This is a genomic window from Nocardia sp. NPDC059240 (assembly GCF_042753865.1).
Lineage (GTDB): Bacteria > Actinomycetota > Actinomycetes > Mycobacteriales > Mycobacteriaceae > Nocardia.
On record NZ_JBHZAC010000002.1, the window covers coordinates 295,421 to 314,184 of the forward strand.

At 69.9% G+C, this 18,764-nt stretch carries 8 protein-coding genes; all 8 read right to left on the minus strand.

All coding sequences use genetic code 11. The features are described from left to right. Positions 1-9: 9 nt before the first annotated feature. The 8 genes from ACFXHA_RS07225 to ACFXHA_RS07260 are packed head-to-tail and all read right to left on the minus strand — an operon-like array spanning position 10 to position 18,763. Positions 10-774 carry an ABC transporter permease gene (locus ACFXHA_RS07225; protein WP_379353938.1) on the minus strand — a complete coding sequence of 255 codons (765 nt, stop codon included), beginning with the start codon at positions 772-774 and terminating at the stop codon, positions 10-12. Next, positions 771-1,634: an ABC transporter permease gene (locus tag ACFXHA_RS07230; protein WP_379353940.1), complete on the minus strand. Its 864-nt coding sequence runs from the start codon at positions 1,632-1,634 to the stop codon at positions 771-773. Before ACFXHA_RS07230 ends, ACFXHA_RS07225 begins: the two co-directional genes overlap by 4 nt. Continuing rightward, on the minus strand, positions 1,631-2,593 hold the full coding sequence (locus ACFXHA_RS07235; protein WP_379353942.1) for an ATP-binding cassette domain-containing protein: 963 nt from the start codon (positions 2,591-2,593) through the stop codon (positions 1,631-1,633). The genes ACFXHA_RS07230 and ACFXHA_RS07235 overlap by 4 nt, the downstream gene beginning before the upstream one ends. A 51-nt stretch (positions 2,594-2,644) precedes the next feature. Further along, positions 2,645-7,351 carry an amino acid adenylation domain-containing protein gene (locus ACFXHA_RS07240; RefSeq protein WP_379353944.1) on the minus strand — a complete coding sequence of 1,569 codons (4,707 nt, stop codon included), beginning with the start codon at positions 7,349-7,351 and terminating at the stop codon, positions 2,645-2,647. Positions 7,352-7,365: 14 nt separating this feature from the next. Then, positions 7,366-13,392, minus strand: coding sequence for an amino acid adenylation domain-containing protein (locus tag ACFXHA_RS07245; RefSeq protein ID WP_379353946.1), 6,027 nt, complete (start codon positions 13,390-13,392; stop codon positions 7,366-7,368). Between the two features lie 34 nt (positions 13,393-13,426). Next, the gene (locus ACFXHA_RS07250) at positions 13,427-16,699 is read right to left on the minus strand and encodes an SDR family NAD(P)-dependent oxidoreductase (RefSeq protein ID WP_379353948.1); all 3,273 of its coding nucleotides are present in this window, start codon (positions 16,697-16,699) and stop codon (positions 13,427-13,429) included. Beyond that, the gene (locus tag ACFXHA_RS07255) at positions 16,692-18,011 is read right to left on the minus strand and encodes a polyketide synthase (RefSeq protein ID WP_379353950.1); all 1,320 of its coding nucleotides are present in this window, start codon (positions 18,009-18,011) and stop codon (positions 16,692-16,694) included. The genes ACFXHA_RS07250 and ACFXHA_RS07255 overlap by 8 nt, the downstream gene beginning before the upstream one ends. Continuing rightward, positions 18,008-18,763: a thioesterase II family protein gene (locus ACFXHA_RS07260; RefSeq protein ID WP_379353952.1), complete on the minus strand. Its 756-nt coding sequence runs from the start codon at positions 18,761-18,763 to the stop codon at positions 18,008-18,010. The genes ACFXHA_RS07255 and ACFXHA_RS07260 overlap by 4 nt, the downstream gene beginning before the upstream one ends. Position 18,764 lies beyond the last annotated feature (1 nt).

Sequence of the window (18,764 nt, forward strand, 5' to 3'; positions counted from 1 at the left end):
CCGTACGGTTCAGCTCTGGGCGGCCGCGCGGATGTTGCGGACGGCCAGTGCGCCGAAAACCGTTGCGAGACCGGCCGACCAGGCCAGCGTCTGCAGGATCGGGGTGGCGACGGGCCCGCCGAGAGCGAGGTTGCGCATGGCTTCGATGGCGCAGCTCATGGGCTGGGCGCGCACGACGGGTTGCAGCCAGCCCGGGTAGTTGTCGACCGGCACGAAGCCGGAATTGAAGAACAGGGCCAGCAGGGTGACGGCCGAGAAGAGTTGAACCACCTTGTCGCCTGCGCGGGTCACGCCGACGGTGATGACCATGGTCGAGATGCCCGGGATGAGCAGGACCGGGATCAGCACGAAACCGATTGCGGCCCAGGGGCCTTGGTGGAAGCGCAGGCCCAGCGCCATACCCAGGGCCACGATGACGGCGGTGCCCGCCAGGGTGCGGCCGCATTCGGCGAGCAGGCGGCCGAGCAGTCCGGCCGAGCGGTGTACGGGCAGTACCCAGAAGCGGCGTAGCAGGCCGCTTTCGCGTTCCGCGTAGAGGGACAGGCCGGCGCCCATGGCACCGTACATGGCACCGGTGATGGCGATCATGGGGACGAAACCGTAGATGGCGTCCGCGCCGGATGCGCCCGTGAGCACTCGGTCCAGCACCAGCTCGTACATGAGCAGCAGCAGGATCGGGAGGATGAGGGTGGAGGTGAGGACCTCCTGTTCGCGGGGCCAGCGGCGCATGAGACGACCGGCCTCGATGAGGGTTTGATCCAGCAGTGCCTTCACCGCCGCCGCCTTTCCACTCGTACCGACAGCGCGGTGCAGACAATGATCAGTCCGGCGCACCAGGCAGCCGAGATGGCCACGGACACCGGGAATTCGCCGTCGGCGAGGCCACGCAGGGCGGCGGCGGCCTGCGAGACGGGCTGATTGCGGACGAACGGCTGGATCCAACCGGGGAACGCCGCGGCCGGGACGAGCCCGGTCGACATCATGGTCAGCAGCAGCTGCGGGGCCAGTAGGGCGGACGCGCCGATCTCGGGTTTGCCGGTGGCGACGCCGAGAGCATCGGCGCCGATCACCACGGCGGCCGCGAAAGCCAGTGTGAGCAAGAGGAATCCAGCCGCACCCACCATATCGTGGAAGCGGAATCCGAACACGTATCCGATCACCAGCGCGCCCGCGATGGCTGCCCCGGCCCGCACCAGATTCGCCGACATGCGTGCGGCCATGGGCAGCCACGGCCGCACCGGCATCGACCGCAACCGGGTTCCCATGCCGCTGAAGGTGTCTCGGGCCGCGCGATCGCCGGCGGACATGGCGGTGAAGAACATGCCCTGCAACACGATGACGGGCAGCAGGTACTGCGCGTAATCCAGCCCGCCCGCCTCCATGGACCTGCGCAGCGGCACATAGAAGCACAGGAAGAAGATCATCGGCGCGAAGAAGCCGAATGGGATGTCCCCTTCACGTATGGCGGCACGAATGGTCCGGCCGCTCAGCGCCTTCCATTGCAGGCCGACCGGGACGCGGAACTGTGCCGCCTCGCAGTGTGGATCCCGGCCAGAAGCACGCCGGGATGACGAAGGGAGTGGCGCCCCCGCGCCACCCGTGGCGGCCGCGGTGACGGCGGTGTCGCGGTTCATGCTTCGACGCCCGCGGGTTGGGGGCGGGTGAGTTCGATGAAGACCTCGTCGAGGGAGGGGCGGCGGAGGGCGATGTCGATGAGGTCGATGTTTGCGGCGGTGGTGCGGCGCAGGACTTCGGCGAGGGTGGTGGCTCCGTCGGGGGCGGGGAGGGCGACACGGTCGGCGGATTCGGGGACGGTCAGGTCACCGAGGCCGTCGAGTGCCGTGAGTACGCAGGGGACGTCGGCGGCTTCGACCGGGACGACCTCGCAGTAGCTTGCGCCGGAGCGGGCCTTGAGCTGGTCGGCGGTGCCTTCGGCGATGACGGTGCCCTTGTCGACGACGATGATGTTGTCGCTCAGGGCGTCCGCCTCTTCGAGGTATTGGGTGGTGAGCAGGATGGTGACGCCCTGCTGTTTGAGTTCGCGCACCAGCGACCAGAGGCTCTGGCGGCTGACCGGGTCGAGGCCGGTGGTGGGTTCGTCGAGGAAGACCACCTTGGGCTGGCGGACCAGGCCGCAGGCGATGTCGATGCGGCGGCGCATGCCGCCGGAGTACTGGCCGACGCGGCGGTCGGCGGCCGCGGTGAGGTCGAAGCGTTCCAGCAGTTCGTCGGCGCGTTGCCGAGCGGCCTTGGGCCGCAGGCCCATCAGCCGGGCGAACAGCACGAGATTCTCGCGGCCGGTGAGCACCTCGTCCAGTGCCGCGTATTGGCCGGTCAGCATGATCGAGGCGCGCACAGCGTCCGCCTCGCGGACCACGTCGTGCCCGGCTACCAGGGCCCGTCCGGCATCCGGCCGGACCAGGGTCGACAACACCGAGACCGTGGTGGTCTTGCCCGCGCCGTTGGGGCCGAGCACGCCCAGGACGCTGCCGGTGGGTGCGCTGAAGCTGATGCCGCGCAGGGCATGTACCGCGCCGAAGGACTTCTCGACGGATTCGACGACAATGGCCGCGTCCGTGCTGGATTGCGACACCTGGTTCTCCATCCTCGTGTTCATTCGGGTCAGGCGGGCGGAAGGCACCGGTCAGGCCGGACTGAGTGCGGCATGGGCGGCCGTGAGCGCCGCGACGGCCCGCTGCCAGATCTCCGCGAGCCGCGCGATATCGGCCTCATCGAAAAGCGCTGCGCTCCAACGGAACAGGACGACCAGCTGCGGCCCCTGCGCGCCGGGATAGATCGCCGCGATGAGATCGAGCGCGTAGCGCAGCGGCATATCCGGTTCGGGCGCGATCGGCAGTCGCTGGTGCAGGGCCAGATCGGTGACGGGTGCGAACGGCGCGTCCGTGCCGGTACCCGCGGTCAGATCCATCCGCCCGAGGTAGTCGAAGAGCACCTGCGGTTCCGCGTCGGCCGTGAGTTCCGGCGCGCTGCCGTCGTAGCGCAGCGTGCCGTAGTCCAGCCCCTTGTTCGGCACCATGTGCAGCTGTGCCGCAACGGTTTCCAGCAGGACCGTCGCGGCGGCCGGATCGGCCTGTGCGCGGGCCACGTCGATGCCGGAACCGGCGGCCAGGCGGAGCGGATAGACGCTGGTGAACCAGCCGACGGTGCGTGCCGTGTCGGCCTCGGCCGATACCCGCGTGTCCTCACGACCGTGACCCTCCATGGCCACCAGCGCGCCCGCGGTGGTGGCCTGGCCGCGTTCGGCGCGCCAGGTGTTGAGTGTGAGCACCCATGCGGCGAGAAGGAATTCGTGAATTCCGGCGGCTCGATCGCCCTGACCGGTGGCCGCGAGGAGATCGCGTGTCGCCTCGGAGTCGGTGAAGGAAGGGGTGATCCGATAGGAATCCCAGGTGTCGGTGCGTGGATCCGGTCGGCGGCGGCCGAGCGGTGCGTCACCGCCCGCCAGCTGTCCGGCCCAGAATTCGCGCTGGGACTGTACCTCCCGGCCGATGCCACGCCTGTCGAGCAGTTGCCCCCACCGCCGGTAGGACGTGGATTCCGCTGCCAGGCTCGGTGTTTCGCCCGTATCGAGCTGCTGCCAGGCATCGGCCAGGTCGCCGAGGATGATGTGCCAGGAGACCGGATCGACCGCAAGATGGTGGACGGTCAGCAGCAGCACATCACCCGATGAGCGGCGGAAGCGCACCGCCTGCAGCATGATCCCGGCCTCCGGGTTGATCCGGTCGATGGCCTCGCGTGATCGGAGCTCCAGTGCCGCACCGAGATCGGTGCCGTCGGGCACCTCGGTCAGCACGTCGGCCGCCCGCACCGTGCCGGGTTCCCGCGTGATCAGGCGTGGCTCGCCGTCGATGTGGTCGAGCCGGGCGCGCAGCATGTCGTGACCATCGAGCAGGGCCTGCAGCGTGGCTTCCATTCGCGCGGAGTCGATTCCGGCCGGGAGCGTCACCAGGGTGGAGAGGGTGAGCCGCCGGTAGCCGCCGAACTCGTACATCCACCGCATGATCGGGGTGACGGGCACCTCTCCGTACTCGGTGAGCTGTTCCGACTTCGCCGATTCCTGGAGCGCCGCACGCGCATCCACCGCCGCCGCCAGGTCCCGGACGGTCGGGGTGGCCAGCACCATGGCCGGGCTGATCGGCAATCCGGCCCGACGGGCCTTGTCAACCAGGGAGATCGCAACAATGCTGTCGATGCCGAGTGCGAGGAAGTCATCGTCGATGCCGATGGTGCGGCCGCCCAGCACGGTGGCGAACGCGTCGCACAGCGCACGTTCGGTGCCGGTGCGCGGCACGGTCCCCGAACCGGATTCGCTGAGCAGGCTCAGCCCGGCGGCGGTGAGCGCTCGCACGTCGAGCTTGCCGTTCGGCGTCACCGGCAGGGCGGCCAGGGTGACGATGCGCGCGGGCACCATGTAGGCGGGCAGGTGCTCGGAAAGCGCTGCCCGCAGGGCGGTCCCGTTGGCGTCACCGGCTACGGCGAACCCGACCAGCGTGGGCCCGGTCGGCCGGGTGACCACCACGACGGCGGCCTCCCGCACGCCCGGCAGACGCAGCAGGGCGGATTCGATATCGCCGATCTCGATGCGGTAGCCGCGGATCTTCACCTGATCATCGGCGCGGCCGAGGTAGGCGATCTCACCGGACGGCGACTGCCGCACCAGATCTCCGGTGCGATACATGCGCACACCGGCACGGAAGGGATCGGCGACGAAGCGGTCCGCGGTCTGCGCGGCCCGGCCGACATAGCCGCGGGTCAGCTGCGCACCGGACAGGTACAGCTCGCCGACCACGCCGCGCGGGACCGGACGCAGCGCGGAGTCGAGCACATAGCCCGCCATGCGATCGACCGGACGGCCGATGACAGGCACCGGACCGGCCTGCGAAAGTTCTTCGAGCCCACCGGTATTGACGGTGGCGACGACCGCCTCGACGGTAGTCTCGGTAGGCCCGTAGCAGTTGTAGACGGTGGTGTCGGGCAGTGCGCGCAGCCGCTCCCACAGTGCGGGCCCGATGGCCTCGCCACCGAGCGCCAGCACGGTGAGGTGATCCCCGTCCACCAGTCCGGCCGCCTCGAGCTGCGCGAACATCGACGGCGAGGTGTCGATCATGTCCACCCGATGCCGGATGATCCCCGCGACGAGTCCTTGCGCGTCGCGCATCTCGGTCTCGTCGAACAGATGCACCGCATGCCCGTCGAACAATCCGATCAACGGCTGCCAGGAGGCGTCGAAACTCAGCGACCAGGCATGCGCGATCCGCAATGCCCGCCCCAGCCGCACCCGCGCCGGGCGATACACCCGATCCCGGTGATCGGTGAAGTAGCTGGCCAGCGCGCCATGAGTACCCATGACACCCTTGGGCTCCCCGGTCGAACCGGACGTGAAGATCAGATAGGCACGAGTCTCCGGATGCACCGGGCACGGCGGCACGGCGCGGCGCGCGGCAAGGCGTTCGACGGTGGCGGTCTCGTCCAGCACCAGGAAGTGCGCCGACGCAGCGAGATTCGCCGCGGCGGCGAGCACCGTCGGCGCGCTCGCGGTGACCGTCACCACCAGGTCGGGCTCGGCCTGACGCAGTATCGAGGCGATCCGCGCGGCCGGGGCCGAAATATCCACTGGGACATAGGCCGCGCCCGCGTACAGGGTCGCGAGGATGGCGATCACCGAGTCGGCGGAGCGTGGAAGTGCCAGCGCCACCACGGATTCCGGGCCGATCCCGCGCGCCGCGAGTTCGGCGGCCAGCCGTCCTGACGCCTCGTGCAGCTCGCGGTAGGTGTAATGCGCGGTAGCGGTGCTCAATGCCGATGCCTCGGGCGCAGCCTCGACCTGCCGCACGAACAGCTCCGGCACTGACACGGACACGTCCGACATACGTTGCTGGCCTGCCGGATCCGCTGCGCCGGATTCCCCGTCGCTCGCTACGCGCCCGATCGACGTCGCCGAATTGGTCCTGGAGTCCGCGCCTTCCGTGGCGGCGGTAGCGACGACTGCCGCCGGGAGTTCGGCCCGCTCGGCCGGCAGCAGGACGTCCAGGGCGTCCGGAGTCGAGTCGGCGTGTTCGGGGAGCTGGCGCAGGACGGAGATGATGCGCGCGCCGAGCTCGGGGATGGGCAGGTGCGGGAGGGCTTCGGCGATGGCCTCGAGGGCGACCACCAGGCGGTTGTCTTCCAGGTGGGAGACCACCGAGAGTGGGTAGTGGACCAGGCTTTCCATGGCGACGGGCAGGAAGCGGGTGCCGTTGGCGGTGATCAGGGGGTCGGTGGCGGCGCCGATGGGGGCGTTCTCGAAGACGAACAGGACGTCGAAGAGGGAGCCGTGGCCGGCGGTGCGCTGGATGGCGGACAGGCTCAGGTAGCCGTTGTCGCGCATGGCGGACTGTTCGCGTTGCAGGGTGCGGCACTGGTCGCGGACGGTGGTGCTGCGGTCCAGGATGACGCGGGCGGGCACGGTGTTGATGAACAGGCCGATCATGGTTTCCACGCCGGGCAACGCGTCGGGGCGTCCGGAGATGGTGGTGCCGTACACCAGGTCGCGGCGGTCGGTGAGGCGGGAAAGCACGACGGCCCAGGCGAATTGGATAACGGTGCCGAGGGTGAGTCCGTTGGTGCGCGCCCATCGGATGAGCCGCCGGGTCTCGTCGGGGTCGAGGTAGTGGCGGGTGCGCTGCGGGATGACGGTGCCCACGGCGGCCGCACCGGCGTCGGCGAGCATGAGGGGGCCCGACAGCGGGCGCAGGTAGTCGGCCCAGGCCCGCTCGGCGGCGGTGGTGTCCTGGGCGGCGAGCCAGCCGATGTAGTCGCGGTACGGGCGCGGGGCGGGCAACGCGGTCGCCACTCCCCCAGCCTCGTAGATGGCGATGAGTTCCCGGAAGAACACCGCGACCGCCCAGCCGTCCATGAGGATGTGATGGGTAGTGAGGATCATCCGGCGGCGGTCGCCGGGCAGGGTCACCACGGTGACCCGGAGGGCCGGGCCCTTGCCCAGGTCGAAGTTGTGCGCCCGGTCGGCCGTGGCGATCGCGTCGAATTCCTCTGGGCACGCCTCGATCTCGGTCCACGGCAGGTCCACCCAGGTGGGCACGATCTGCACCGGCTTGGGCAGGTCCTGATCCCAGAACGCTGCCCGCAGGTTCGGATGCCGCGCGAGCAGCGCCTCGACACTGCGGCGCAGCACCGGGATATCCACCGGTCCGCCGATATCGATGACGAACTGCATGGTGTACAGATCGACGCCGCCGTCGGCCAGGCGGGCCAGTGAGAACAGCCCCTCCTGCAGCGGGCTCAGCGCCAGCACGTCCTCGATCTCGGCGGGCTTGGACCGATCGACGGTCACGGGCTGATCCTCTCTCACTGTGCACCCTTCCAGGCAGCGCCGAGCGCGGCCAGGGCGTCCTGGTTCAGCCCGGAGGCGCTCATGGGGGCATGACTGTGCATGTCGGCCGCGGAAACGACCGGGGCCGTGGCGATTTCGGGGTGCTCAGCGGTCTCCGCCGGAGCCGAACCACCGAACGCAGCCGACATCTCCGCCGCCGACACTCCCGCCGCGGCAGCGATATCCGCCGTCGTCACCCCGGCCGCGAGCGCCGCGTCGACGGCGGCCGCCAACTCGGTGACGGTCATGCACTCGAACACCAGCTGCGGTGACAACGGCAGCCCGATCTCATTCGCGCGCACCGACCACTGAATGGAGATGACACTGTCCCCGCCGAGTGCGAAGAAGTTGTCCTCCCCGCTGACCTCGTCGGGCTCCAGCTCGAGCAATTCGGCCAGAATGCCGAGCAGCCTGGCCTCGGTGTCGGCTCCGGTTGCAGCAGCGGTGAATTCGGCAGCGCCCACAGTGGAGGCAGGGCGTTTGACGGCCCGCTCCCGCTCGATGGCGAACTCCAGTTCGCCACCCACGGTCCAGCGGGCACGATCAGCGCTACGCACCAGAGCTTCTCCATCCGCGGAATCCGCCCCGAATCCGACGTACACCGTGCCCACCACACCCGGCGGGACCGGACGCCGATGGTCATCCAGGACGAGCACCCGTGCACCCGAAGCCGGAACGGCCGTCGCGGCATCGGTAAGCGAGCCACGCGCCGCTACGCCCGGGAACCCGGGCACCACGTACGCGTAGGTGGCCGTGGAATCCGACGACAGCGCAGGCAGCAGGTCGGGAAGAGCTGCGGGCCACTCGGTTCCGAGCACCTCCCAGTGCCGCATCGAGGGCAACATGGACACACCGGTATGCACGAACCGGGCCAGCGTGCCGGGATCGGCGGCTACCCGGGCGGGCAGGTGCCGGGTGATCAACTCCACCAGGGCGGTCGGATCATCGCGCACCGCCTCGTCGGCGATGATCACGGTCGCGCCGGTGGCGATGCCCGACAGCAGCTCGGCGACATGCGCGCCGCTGCCCCAGGCAGCCGCCACCAAGCAGCTGACCACCGGTTCACCGGCAGCAGAGCCATTCTCACCAGTGGCGGCGGTGCTTTCACCGCCCGCGGCGCTTCCCGTCGCGGCGGAACTGGCACCACCGGTACGGCGGTCCACGGCCCATCCGCCCGCGATCGCCTCGGACAGCAAGCCGGTCACCTCGGCGGTGAACCCGCCGGCACCACTCGTATCGTCCGCCGCGGCGTCGCTGTCCGCGCCGACAACCGCGCGCATCGCCCACGCGGCGAGCTCTCCATAGGTGATGATCTCGTCCGCGCGGCGCACGGCGGGCCGCTCGGCCGGGACACTGCGGAGGTGATCGAGAAGCCCCGGTCCGGTGAGGGTGCCGGTGGCGGGGCCGGTCGCCCACTGCTCGAGCATCTTTCGGCGTTCGGTCTCCGGCATGACATCGAGTTCGCTCAGCGCGAGCTCCGGGGTCTCGGCGAAGGCGCTGAGCACGCGCAGCATGCGGTGGGCCAGGAGGTTGCCGGTGGCGGCCTCGTAGAGGTCGGTGTTGACGATGACGCTGGCGTCGAAGCCGCCGTCGGGGGCGGCGAAGAAGTTGATGCTCAGGTCGAGGAGGGAGATGTCGAATTCGATGGGGAGGACCGAGATTTCGGCTTCGCCGAGGCCCGCTTCTCCGGCGGACCAGTCTTCCTCGCGGAAGTGCATCATGGCTTGGAACAGGGGGTTGCGGGAGCGGGAGCGGGGTGGGTTGACCGCTTCGACCACGCGTTCCAAGGGGACGTCCTGGTTGGTGTACGCGCCGAGGGCGGCAGTGCGGGAACGGTCCAGGACGGTGCGCAAGGTGGGGTTGCCGGAGAGGTCGTTGCGCAGGACCACCATGTTGGCGAGCAGGCCGACCAGGTCGGCGGCGACCGGGTACGAGCGGCCCGCGACCGGGGTGCCCAGTGGAATGTCCACGCCCGCACCGAGTTTGTGCAGCAGGGTGACGACGGCGGCCTGGTAGAGCATGAATTCGGAGGCACCGGCGGACTCGGCCAGCGCCTTGAGCCGGCGCCGCAGGTCGGCGGCGACGGTGAAAGCCGACATGCTGCCGTGCTTGCCGAGGACGGCGGGGCGGGGATGGTCGTGGGCGGGGTTGATCTCGTCGGGCAGGCCGGTGAGGGTCTCGCGCCAATAGTCGATGCGCTCCTGGTCGGCGGTCACCAATTCCCGCTGCCAGAGCGCGAAGTCGGCGTAGTCGAGGGCGAGCGGCTCCCAGTGCGGGGCGCTGCGGGCATCGATGCGGCTGCGGTAGGCGACGGCCAGGTCGGCCAGGATGGTGCGGAAGGACCAGTGGTCGGCCACCATGTGGTGCACCAGCAGTGAGATGGCATGCGAATGCCGGTCGAGGACGAACACCTTGGGCCGCACCAGGAGTTCGGATTCGACGGCGAAGCAGTATTCGGCCGCCTCGGCCAGTTCGGCGGGCAGCCGGTCGGGATCGTCGAGCACCGTGACGATGACATCGATCGGCCCGGCCGGCAGCACCGACTGATAGGGCACGCCGCCGTCGGCGGGGAAGACGGTGCGCAACGCCTCGTGCCGGGCCACCACGTCACCGAGTGCGGCGGTCAGGGCCGTGAGGTCGAGCGGCCCGTCCACACGCATGGCGAACGGGATATTGCCGACCGCGCTGGGCCCTTCCAGCTTGTGCTGGAACCACATGGCCAGCTGCGAGAACGACAGCGGAACCCGGTCCGGCCGTGCCCGTTTCGCCAGGCTCGGCGGCTCGGTGCGCGACTCGGCGGCCGGTGCGGCCTCGATGAGCGCGGCCAGGCCCGCCACGGTCGGGGTGTCGAACGGGGCGCGGACGTCGAGTTCGACGCCGAATTCCTTGCGGATCAACACGATCAGGCGCGTCGCCAGCAGTGAATGCCCGCCGAGCTCGAAGAACGAATCGTCGGCGCCCACCCGGTCGCGGCCGAAGAGCTGCCCGAACAGTGCCGCGAGTCGAATCTCGGTGGCGGTGGCGGGTTCCCGGTAGCCGCGGGTGGCCCGGCGTTCGGGGGTGGGCAGGGCGCGCTTGTCGAGCTTGCCGTGCACGGTCAACGGGATCGCGTCGATGACGGCGACCGCGGCGGGGACCATGTACTCGGGCAGGACTGTCGCGGCATGCGCGCGCAGCTGCTCCGGGTCGACGGTCGCGCCCGCCGCGGGCACCACGTAGGCGGCGAGCATGGCGCCGACCGCCGGGTCCTCGGTGACGATCACTACGCAGTGGCCCACGCTCGGGTGGCTGCCGAGCACGGCCTCCACCTCGCCGAGTTCGATACGGAAACCGCGCACCTTGACCTGTTCGTCGGCGCGGCCGACGAACTCGATCTCCCCGTCGGCATTGCGGCGGGCCAGGTCGCCGGTGCGGTAGAGGCGAGCGCCGGGCACGCCCGCGGGTCCGCCGAACGGGTCGGCGACGAAGCGTTCCGCGCTCAGTCCGGCACGGTTGAGGTAGCCGCGCGCCAATTGCTCGCCGCCCAGATAGATTTCGCCGACCACACCGGCCGGGACCAGTTGCAGCGCCGCGTCGAGCAGGTACACGTACACATTGCGATTGGGGCTGCCGATCGGCACGATGCGGGTGCCCTGCGGGCCCACCACGTCCTGGTGTGTCGCGCACACCACCGCCTCGGTCGGCCCGTAGTGATTGCGCAGTTCCGCGTCGAAGATGCCCGCGAACTTGTCGGCGATCTCGCCCGGCAGCGCCTCACCGCCGACCGGCACGTGCCGCAGCGCCCGCCACTGGCTCACCTCCGGCAGCAGCAGGAAGGTGCTGAGCATGGACGGCACCATGTGCAGCACGGTCACACCGCAGCGCGTGATGATCTCGGCGACGTACGGAATGTCGCGGAAGGCATCGGGTTTCGGCACCACCAGGCGCGCACCGGCGGTGAAGGTGACGAAGATGTCGAGCAGCGAGGCGTCGAAACTCACCGAAGAGGATTGCAGCAGCCGGTCTTCCGCCGTCATGCCCCATTCGGAGACGAAGCCGTCCAGGTGTTCGGCGATCGCGCCGTGCGGCACCGGGACACCCTTCGGCTTACCGGTCGAACCCGAGGTGTAGATGACGTAGGCCAGATTGCCGGGGCGCAGCGCGCGCAGCCGGTCGGCATCGGAGGGATCGTGCTCGGGCAGGTCGACCGCCGACAGTTCGGCGGCATCGAGTTCCACACGGCCCAGCACCAGGCGGGGACGAGCATCGGCGACCAGGTAGTCGATGCGATCGTCCGGATAAGCCGGGTCGATGGGCAGGTAGGCGGCACCCGACTTGAGCACGGCCAGCATGCCGACCACGAACTCCACCGAGTTGGACAGGCGCAGACCGACCAGGTCCTCGGTGCCCAGGCCCTGACCGATCAGCCAGTGCGCCAGGCGATTCGCGCGATGATTCAGTGCGGCATAGGTGAGCTCGACACCGGTGTCGGGGGCGACCACGGCCACGGCGGCGGGCGCGGCGGCGACCCGATCCTGGAACAGGTCCACCATGGTGATCGCCGGGGTCGCGATCAGTTCGCCGTGCGAGAGCTCCAGGATGCGTGCGGCATCGGCGGCACCCAGGATGTCCAGGTCACCGATGCGCTTGCCGGGCTCCGCGAGTGCGGCCCCGAGCAATTGCGGGTAGTGGCACAGCAATTGGTCGATCAGTGCGCCGTCGAGCTGGTCGAGCTGGTACTCGGCCTCCAGATACGCGCCGGTGGGCTCCAGCACCACGGCCAGGCTCAACGGCAGCTGCGTCACCGGGCTGCCCAATTCGAGCATGGTCGCCTCGACACCCGGCAGGGCGAAACCGCCGGCGCTCTTGCGGACGCTGAAGCCCAGGCGCACCAGCTGATCGAGGCCGTCCTTGCCGCCCAGCCGCGCCGGATTGGCCGCGCGTACCACCGCATCGATGCCTGCGCCCTGATGCGCGAAGGCGCCGAGGCAGGTGTCGCGGACGGCGTCGGTGAACGCGGCGAAGCTGTCAGCCGGGGTGAGGGTGGCGCGCAACAGCAGGGTGTTGCCGAAGTAGCCGATCAAGGATTCGGCAACGGCATTGCGGCGCACCGTGACCGGGACCGACACCAGGAAGTCACCGGCGGCGGTGTAGCGGTGCACGACGGCCTCGTAGGCGGCCAGCAACACCATGAACGGCGTCGCGTGATGCTCGCGGGCGAAGGCGTCGACCTGCGACATCAGCTCGGCGGACAGTGCCAGGGTGCGGCGCTCAGCCTGCCGGGACCCGGAATCAGAACTCTTGCCGGGCAATTCGAGTGACTCGGGCAGGGGACGCAGCGCGGCTCGCCAATAGTCGAGATCGGTGTCCGAGGCCGCGACGTCGGCTCCGAAGACCTCGACATCCACGAATTGGCCCGGCAGCGTGGCCAGTTCGGCACTGCCGTACGCGGCATTCACCGCACCGAAGAAGACTGCCCAGGAATCGTCGTCCCAGCAGATGTGGTGGGCGACCAGGATCAGGGCGTACTCGTCGGCCGCCAGCCGCACCAGGCTCAGGCGCAGCGGCGACTCGGCCGACAGGTCGAAGGGGCGGCCGAACTCCCTGCGCGCCAGCACTTCCAGCCGCCGGGAACGGCTGGTCTCGGGCAGTTCGCTCAGATCGTGCGCCTCCCAGCCGGGTGCGAGATCGGCCCGCGCGACCTGGTACGGCTCGCCGTCCTCACCGAGACCGTAAGTAGTGCGCAGAATGTCGTGCCGCTCGGCGACGGCACCTACCGCGCGCCGTAGTCGCTCGGCATCCAGGTCACCGGTGAGCCGGTATGCCACACAGATATTGAGTGTGGTGTCGTCCGGGTCACGGGTCTGCAGGAACCACATGCGCCGCTGCCCGTCCGACAGCGGGTGCCGCTCCCCCGCGGTCGCGCGCGGCGTGGCGGCCGCCGCGGCGACACCGCTCTCGGCTATCCGCCGGCGCAGCAGTTCCTTACGGCGCTCCAGCAGGGTGTTGGCATCGTTCGCCATGTCTCGTCTCGCTCCTGAAAGTATGTCGTGCGAACTACGCCTGCGAACCGGCCATCAGCCGGACGACATCGTCGAGTGACGCGCCGCCCAGAATGGCCGCCACCGGCAACTCCCGGTTCAACTCGGCCTGCACCCGCTTGCGGAAATCCAAGGCCTGCAAGGAATCCAGGCCCAGCGCCACCAGCGGGACGGAAGTGTCGAACGCCTCGGTGCCCGCCCCCATCACCTTCCCCAGCTGCCGCCGCACCTGATCGGCCAGATTGCCGGAGGCGACGGCGGCGGTAGCCGGAGCCGCGGTGGGAACCTGCGGGCTCAGCTCCGCCTCGGCAGGACCGGGCACCGCCGAATCCACGACCGACGCAGCCGCTTCCACGGCCACGGTGGCGACCACGTCGTCCAGCAGCGGACCCTGGCCGATCGCGGCCATGAGCGCCCGGACGTCATTCCAATCGGCAGCCGCAACCAGGCGGTTGCCCGCGCCGGAATGGTCGGCGTGCTCGGCGAATCCGATCCGCAGCGCATCCTCCGCCCGCATCGGAGTGACACCGGCAGCCTGGACCGGACCGGTGCCGACCGCGTGCAGCGGACCTTCGAGATCCCAGAGACCCCACTGCATGGCGACCGCGTCGACGCCCTGGGCGCGCAGGCGGTGGGCCAGCACGTCGAGCATGCGGTTCACGGTGGCGTAGAGAATCTGGCCACGCCCGCCGAAAGTGGCTGCGGCAGAAGAACACAGGATGATCCGGCAGTCGGAAGTTCGGGGCCAGGATCGCAGCATGTGCTCGGTGCCGTAGATCTTGGAGCCGGCCATCTCGCGGAACTTCTCCGGGGTGACATCGGCCAGCTCGGCGCGCACGTAGTTGACGCCCGCGTGCACGATCACGGATGCCGGAATCTGCTGGTGCGCAGCCAGTTCCAGAACCGAAGCCCCGTCGGTCACGTCACAGGACTCGACGACGATCTCGGTATCACCCGACGCCCGGATCGGGCGCAGGCGGCGGGTCACCGCATCGGTCTCCCCGGACCGGCTGAGCAGGGTGATCCGACGCGCCCCCCGACGGGTGTAATGCGCGCAGAACTCCACGCCCAGCGTGCCGGTGCCGCCGACGATCACCACATGCGACAGGTCCGCGTCGCGCACCGGACCCGGCTGCGCGGCATCGATTTCCAGCCGCTTGGCATAGACCGCGCCGTCACGCAGCGCGAGCTCCGGCTCGTTCTTGACGTGCACCGCCCGGACCAGCGCGGCAGCCTGACTCGCGTCCACCTGTCCCGCTGCGAGATCCACCCGCCGGAACGCAATGCCCAGCGACTCCATGCCCAGGCACCGATACCCGGCGGTCACGGCACCGTGGAACTGATGCGGCGCGGGATCGGCGGCGACGATCTGCTCGCCACCGACGGTGACCAGCCAGCAGTTGGTGACCCCGGCCAACTCCGGCAGCCACGACGGCTCGGAGAAGAACGCGGCGGCCTCCTCGACGGCGGCCGACGCTTCGAGCTCGCCCAACTCGGGCAGCAGAATCACCACGGTGTCGTAGCCACCGGGCGCGTCGGCTTCGACCCCCGACGTCGATTTCGATCCGGCAGCACCGATATCCGTCCCGGCGGTTGAGGCCGACCGCTCGATTGCCGTCGGCGACTCGTCGGCACCGATCGCCCCGGCGTCCCGCACGATCGCGGCCAGCGGCGCAGCGACGTTCGCGCGGTCCGAGGTGGTCAACACCCGCGCCGAACCGCCGTGGTTGTGGGCGGCCGTGCAGATGGCGGCGGCCAGTTCCGGATTCGCGCCGGTGTGGTCGACGACCAGGATGTCGCGCGGGGGCACGAGGGAGCGCTTGTCGAGGCGGGTCCAGGTCTCCGCCAGACGATGGGGAAGGCGGTGCGTGGACTCCGGGACCGGTTGGCCCACGGGCGATTCGATCGCGGCCCACAGGCGCTGCGGGTTCATGACGGTGTTCGGGAAGTCGCGCAGCGGGAGGGTCACCGTGTCGGTGGTGCGCAGGGCCTGCCAGTTGTAGGTGAGGTCGGAGACGGCGACGGTGGCCAGGTTGCGGGTGAAGTCGCGCAGGGTGTCGGCGGTGCGCAGGGAGGTGCCGAGGACTCGGAAGTCGCGGAGTGGGAGGGCCGGGTCCTGGGGGACGAGACCGAGGTTCTCCTGGACTGCCAGTTGCAGGGTGGGGTGTTCGGCGACCTCGACGAAGGTGTCGATGCCGTCCACGGCGGCGGCCACGATGGCGCGGTCGAAGCGGACACGATTGCGCAGATTCCAGTACCAGTACTGCTCGTGCTCGAGGTCCGGGGTGATCTCGGTGCCCAGAGTCGCGCCGTAGCAGGGGATGTCGCCGGCGGTGAAGGTCGGTGCGCTCATCTCCGCGCCGAGGAACTCTTCGAACGCCGACCGGAGTTCGGCCACGATCGAGGTGTGCGCCGGGTAGGCGACCTGGATCTCCCGGGCGAACTTACCCTGCCCCTGCGCGACGGCGACCAGGTCCACGATGGTCTCGCGGTCACCCGAAATGGCCAGGATGTGCGGCGAATTCACCACCGACAGCTCGGCCCAGCCGGAGTGGCGGGCCAGCAGCGCCTCCACCTCCTCGCGGTCCATGCCGAGCACGGCCATCGAATAGCCGCGCGGGGAAATGCGTTCCACCAGCCGGGCACGCTGGGTGACCGCCATGACGGCGTCGCGGCGGGTCATCACCCGCGCCACCCACCCGGCGGCCAGCTCGCCCTGGCTGTGTCCGATGGCCGCGGCGGGCTCCACACCGGCCGCCCGCCACATGGCGGCCAGTCCGGCCATGTGGAACATCAAGGCGGGCTGCACTTCCCACACCGTGTTCTCGAAACGGCCGTCTTCGCCGAGCAGGTAGTGCAGCGGCTGGGCGTGCCCGTAATGGTCGAGATGCAGTGCGGCGCAGGCGTCCACCTCGGCGCGGTAGGCGGCCGAGAGCCCGTAGTACAGCGCGCCCATGCCGGGCCGCTGTGAACCCTGACCGGGGAACACGAACCCGATGCGACGCGCGGTGGCCGCACCGATGCCCGACACCACGGCGGGATGTTCCTCGTCGGTGGCGACGGCGGCCAGCGCGGTGAGCAGTTCCGTACGGTCCGACACCATGGCCAGCGCTCGGCGACGACGCGCGGACCTGGTGCGAAACAGCATGTCCGCCACCCTTTCCGGTGTCACCTCCGGCCGGTCGGCCAGGTAGCCGGCCAGCTGTGCCGCCTCGGCGCGCAGGCCGTCGGGGGTCTCGGAGGACAGCAGAACCGGGACGGTGCCGTCCGGGAGCCGGTACTCAGACATGCAGATCCTCCAGAACGGGCATGGCGAGGACGGCGTGCGCATTGGTGCCCGCGACGCCGAACGAGGAGACAGCCCCGTAGCGGAGGCCGTCGACGGGCTCCCACGGGGTGAGTTCGGTGGCCAGGCGCAGACTGGTGGCCGCCCAGTCGACCTTGTCGGTGGGGTTGTCGGCGAACAGGGTCGGCGCGATCTGCCCGTACTGCCCGCACAGCAGCACCTTGATCAGGCCGAGCATGCCCGAGGCCGCTTGCGCGTGACCGACATTGGACTTCACCGAGCCCAGCAGCGGGCCGGATGCACGATCCAGCGAGCCGTAAGCATTTGCGAGAGCAGTCAATTCGAGTGGATCGCCGACCGGCGTGCCGGTGCCGTGTCCCTCGATCAGACCGATGGCGTCAGCGCCGACACCGGCCGCGGCCAGGGTCTTCTCGATGAGCCGCTGCTGTGCTTTCGCGCTCGGCACCGCCAGTGGCGCGCCCTTGCCATTGTGATTCACCCGGGTGCCCAACACTCGCGCGTGAATGTGGTGCCCGAGCGCGCGAGCCCGCGACTCCCGTTCCAGCACTACGACACCCGCACCCTCGCCCCACACCGTGCCGGTGGCGTCGGCGGCGTAGGCCCGCAGACGCCCGTCGGCGGCGAGCGCGTTGTTCTTGGAGAACTCGTAGAACGCGGCGGGCGAACCCATCACGCACACGCCCCCGGCCAGCGCCCATTCGCACTCGTCATTGCGAATCGCATTGGCGGCCAGGTGCAGCGCGGTCAGCGAGGACGCGCACGCGGTGTCCACGCTCATGGACGGCCCGACCAGACCGAGCCCGTGCGAGATGCGCCCCGCCACCGCGCCCAGCGCCGTCCCGGTCACCCGGTAGCCGCTGTAGTCGGTGACCGCGGCCGCGATCGGCCCGTACTCGTTGATGGACGCGCCCATGAAGCAGCCCACCTCGGCCCCGTCCAGCGAGCCGGGCTCGAGGCCGGCGTTCTCCAGCGCCCGCCACGCGACCCGCATGCCGACCCGCTGCTGCGGATCCATCGACACCGCCTCACGTGGCGTGATGCCGAAGAACAGCGGATCGAATTCGGTTGCGCCGTCCAGGAATCCGCCGGAATCGGCGACCCGGCTCCAGCCCTCCACGCGATCCAGCGCCAGCAGCTGATCCAGCGGCCACTCGCGGTCACGGGGAAACGCGCCGAGCAGCTCACGCCCCTGTGACAGGGCCGCCCAGTAGCCGGGCAGCGTCTCCACGCCGCCCGGCGCTTCGATTGCCATGCCCGCGATGACGATGGGATCCGGTTCCGTCATGCCGCTCATCCGACCGTGTTCAGCGACGGCGCCAGCAGTTCGGCGATCCCGTCGGTGTGCTCGTTGAGATAGAAGTGCCCGCCGTCGAAGACCGTCACGTCGATCTCGCGCGCACTGTGGCTGGCCCAGCCGTAAAGATCGCGCGGCGTCACGAACGGGTCCTCGACACCGCCGAGCACCTGAATCTTGGCCTGCACCTGGATATCCGGGGCGCACTCGTAGGCATCGAAGGCGCGGTAGTCGGCCTTCACCACGGGCAACGCCATCCGCATCACCTCGCGACTGCCCAGCACGTCCGCGCCGGTGCCGTCCAAGCGGCCGAGATGGTCGAGGATCTCGTCGTCGTCGCTGGGATGCGGCGGCAGCTCGGCCGCCTTACCCGGCGACACCGCCGCCGACGGGGCCAGCAGCCGCACCTCACGGCCCGCCGCCTCGGCGGCCCGCACCAGCTCGAAGGCCACCATCGCGCCCATGCTGTGTCCGAACACGGTCAGCGGCAGGCCGCGATCATGCTCGGAGGCAACATAATCCGCGTACGCGCCCGCGCCGATCTCCGTCAACGAGGTCAGTGCCGCCTCGCGGGCCCGGTCCTGACGGCCCGGATACTGGAAGACGACGACGTCGAAGTACCGGCTGAAGATCTTCGAGAACGTCCGGTAGCTGGACGCGCCCGCACCCGCGTGCGGGCAGATCAACAGCGGCGGAAGACCCGCCGCCGCGGGCTTGTGGAACTGCCGGACCCAGCCGAGCTGTGCTGCCATG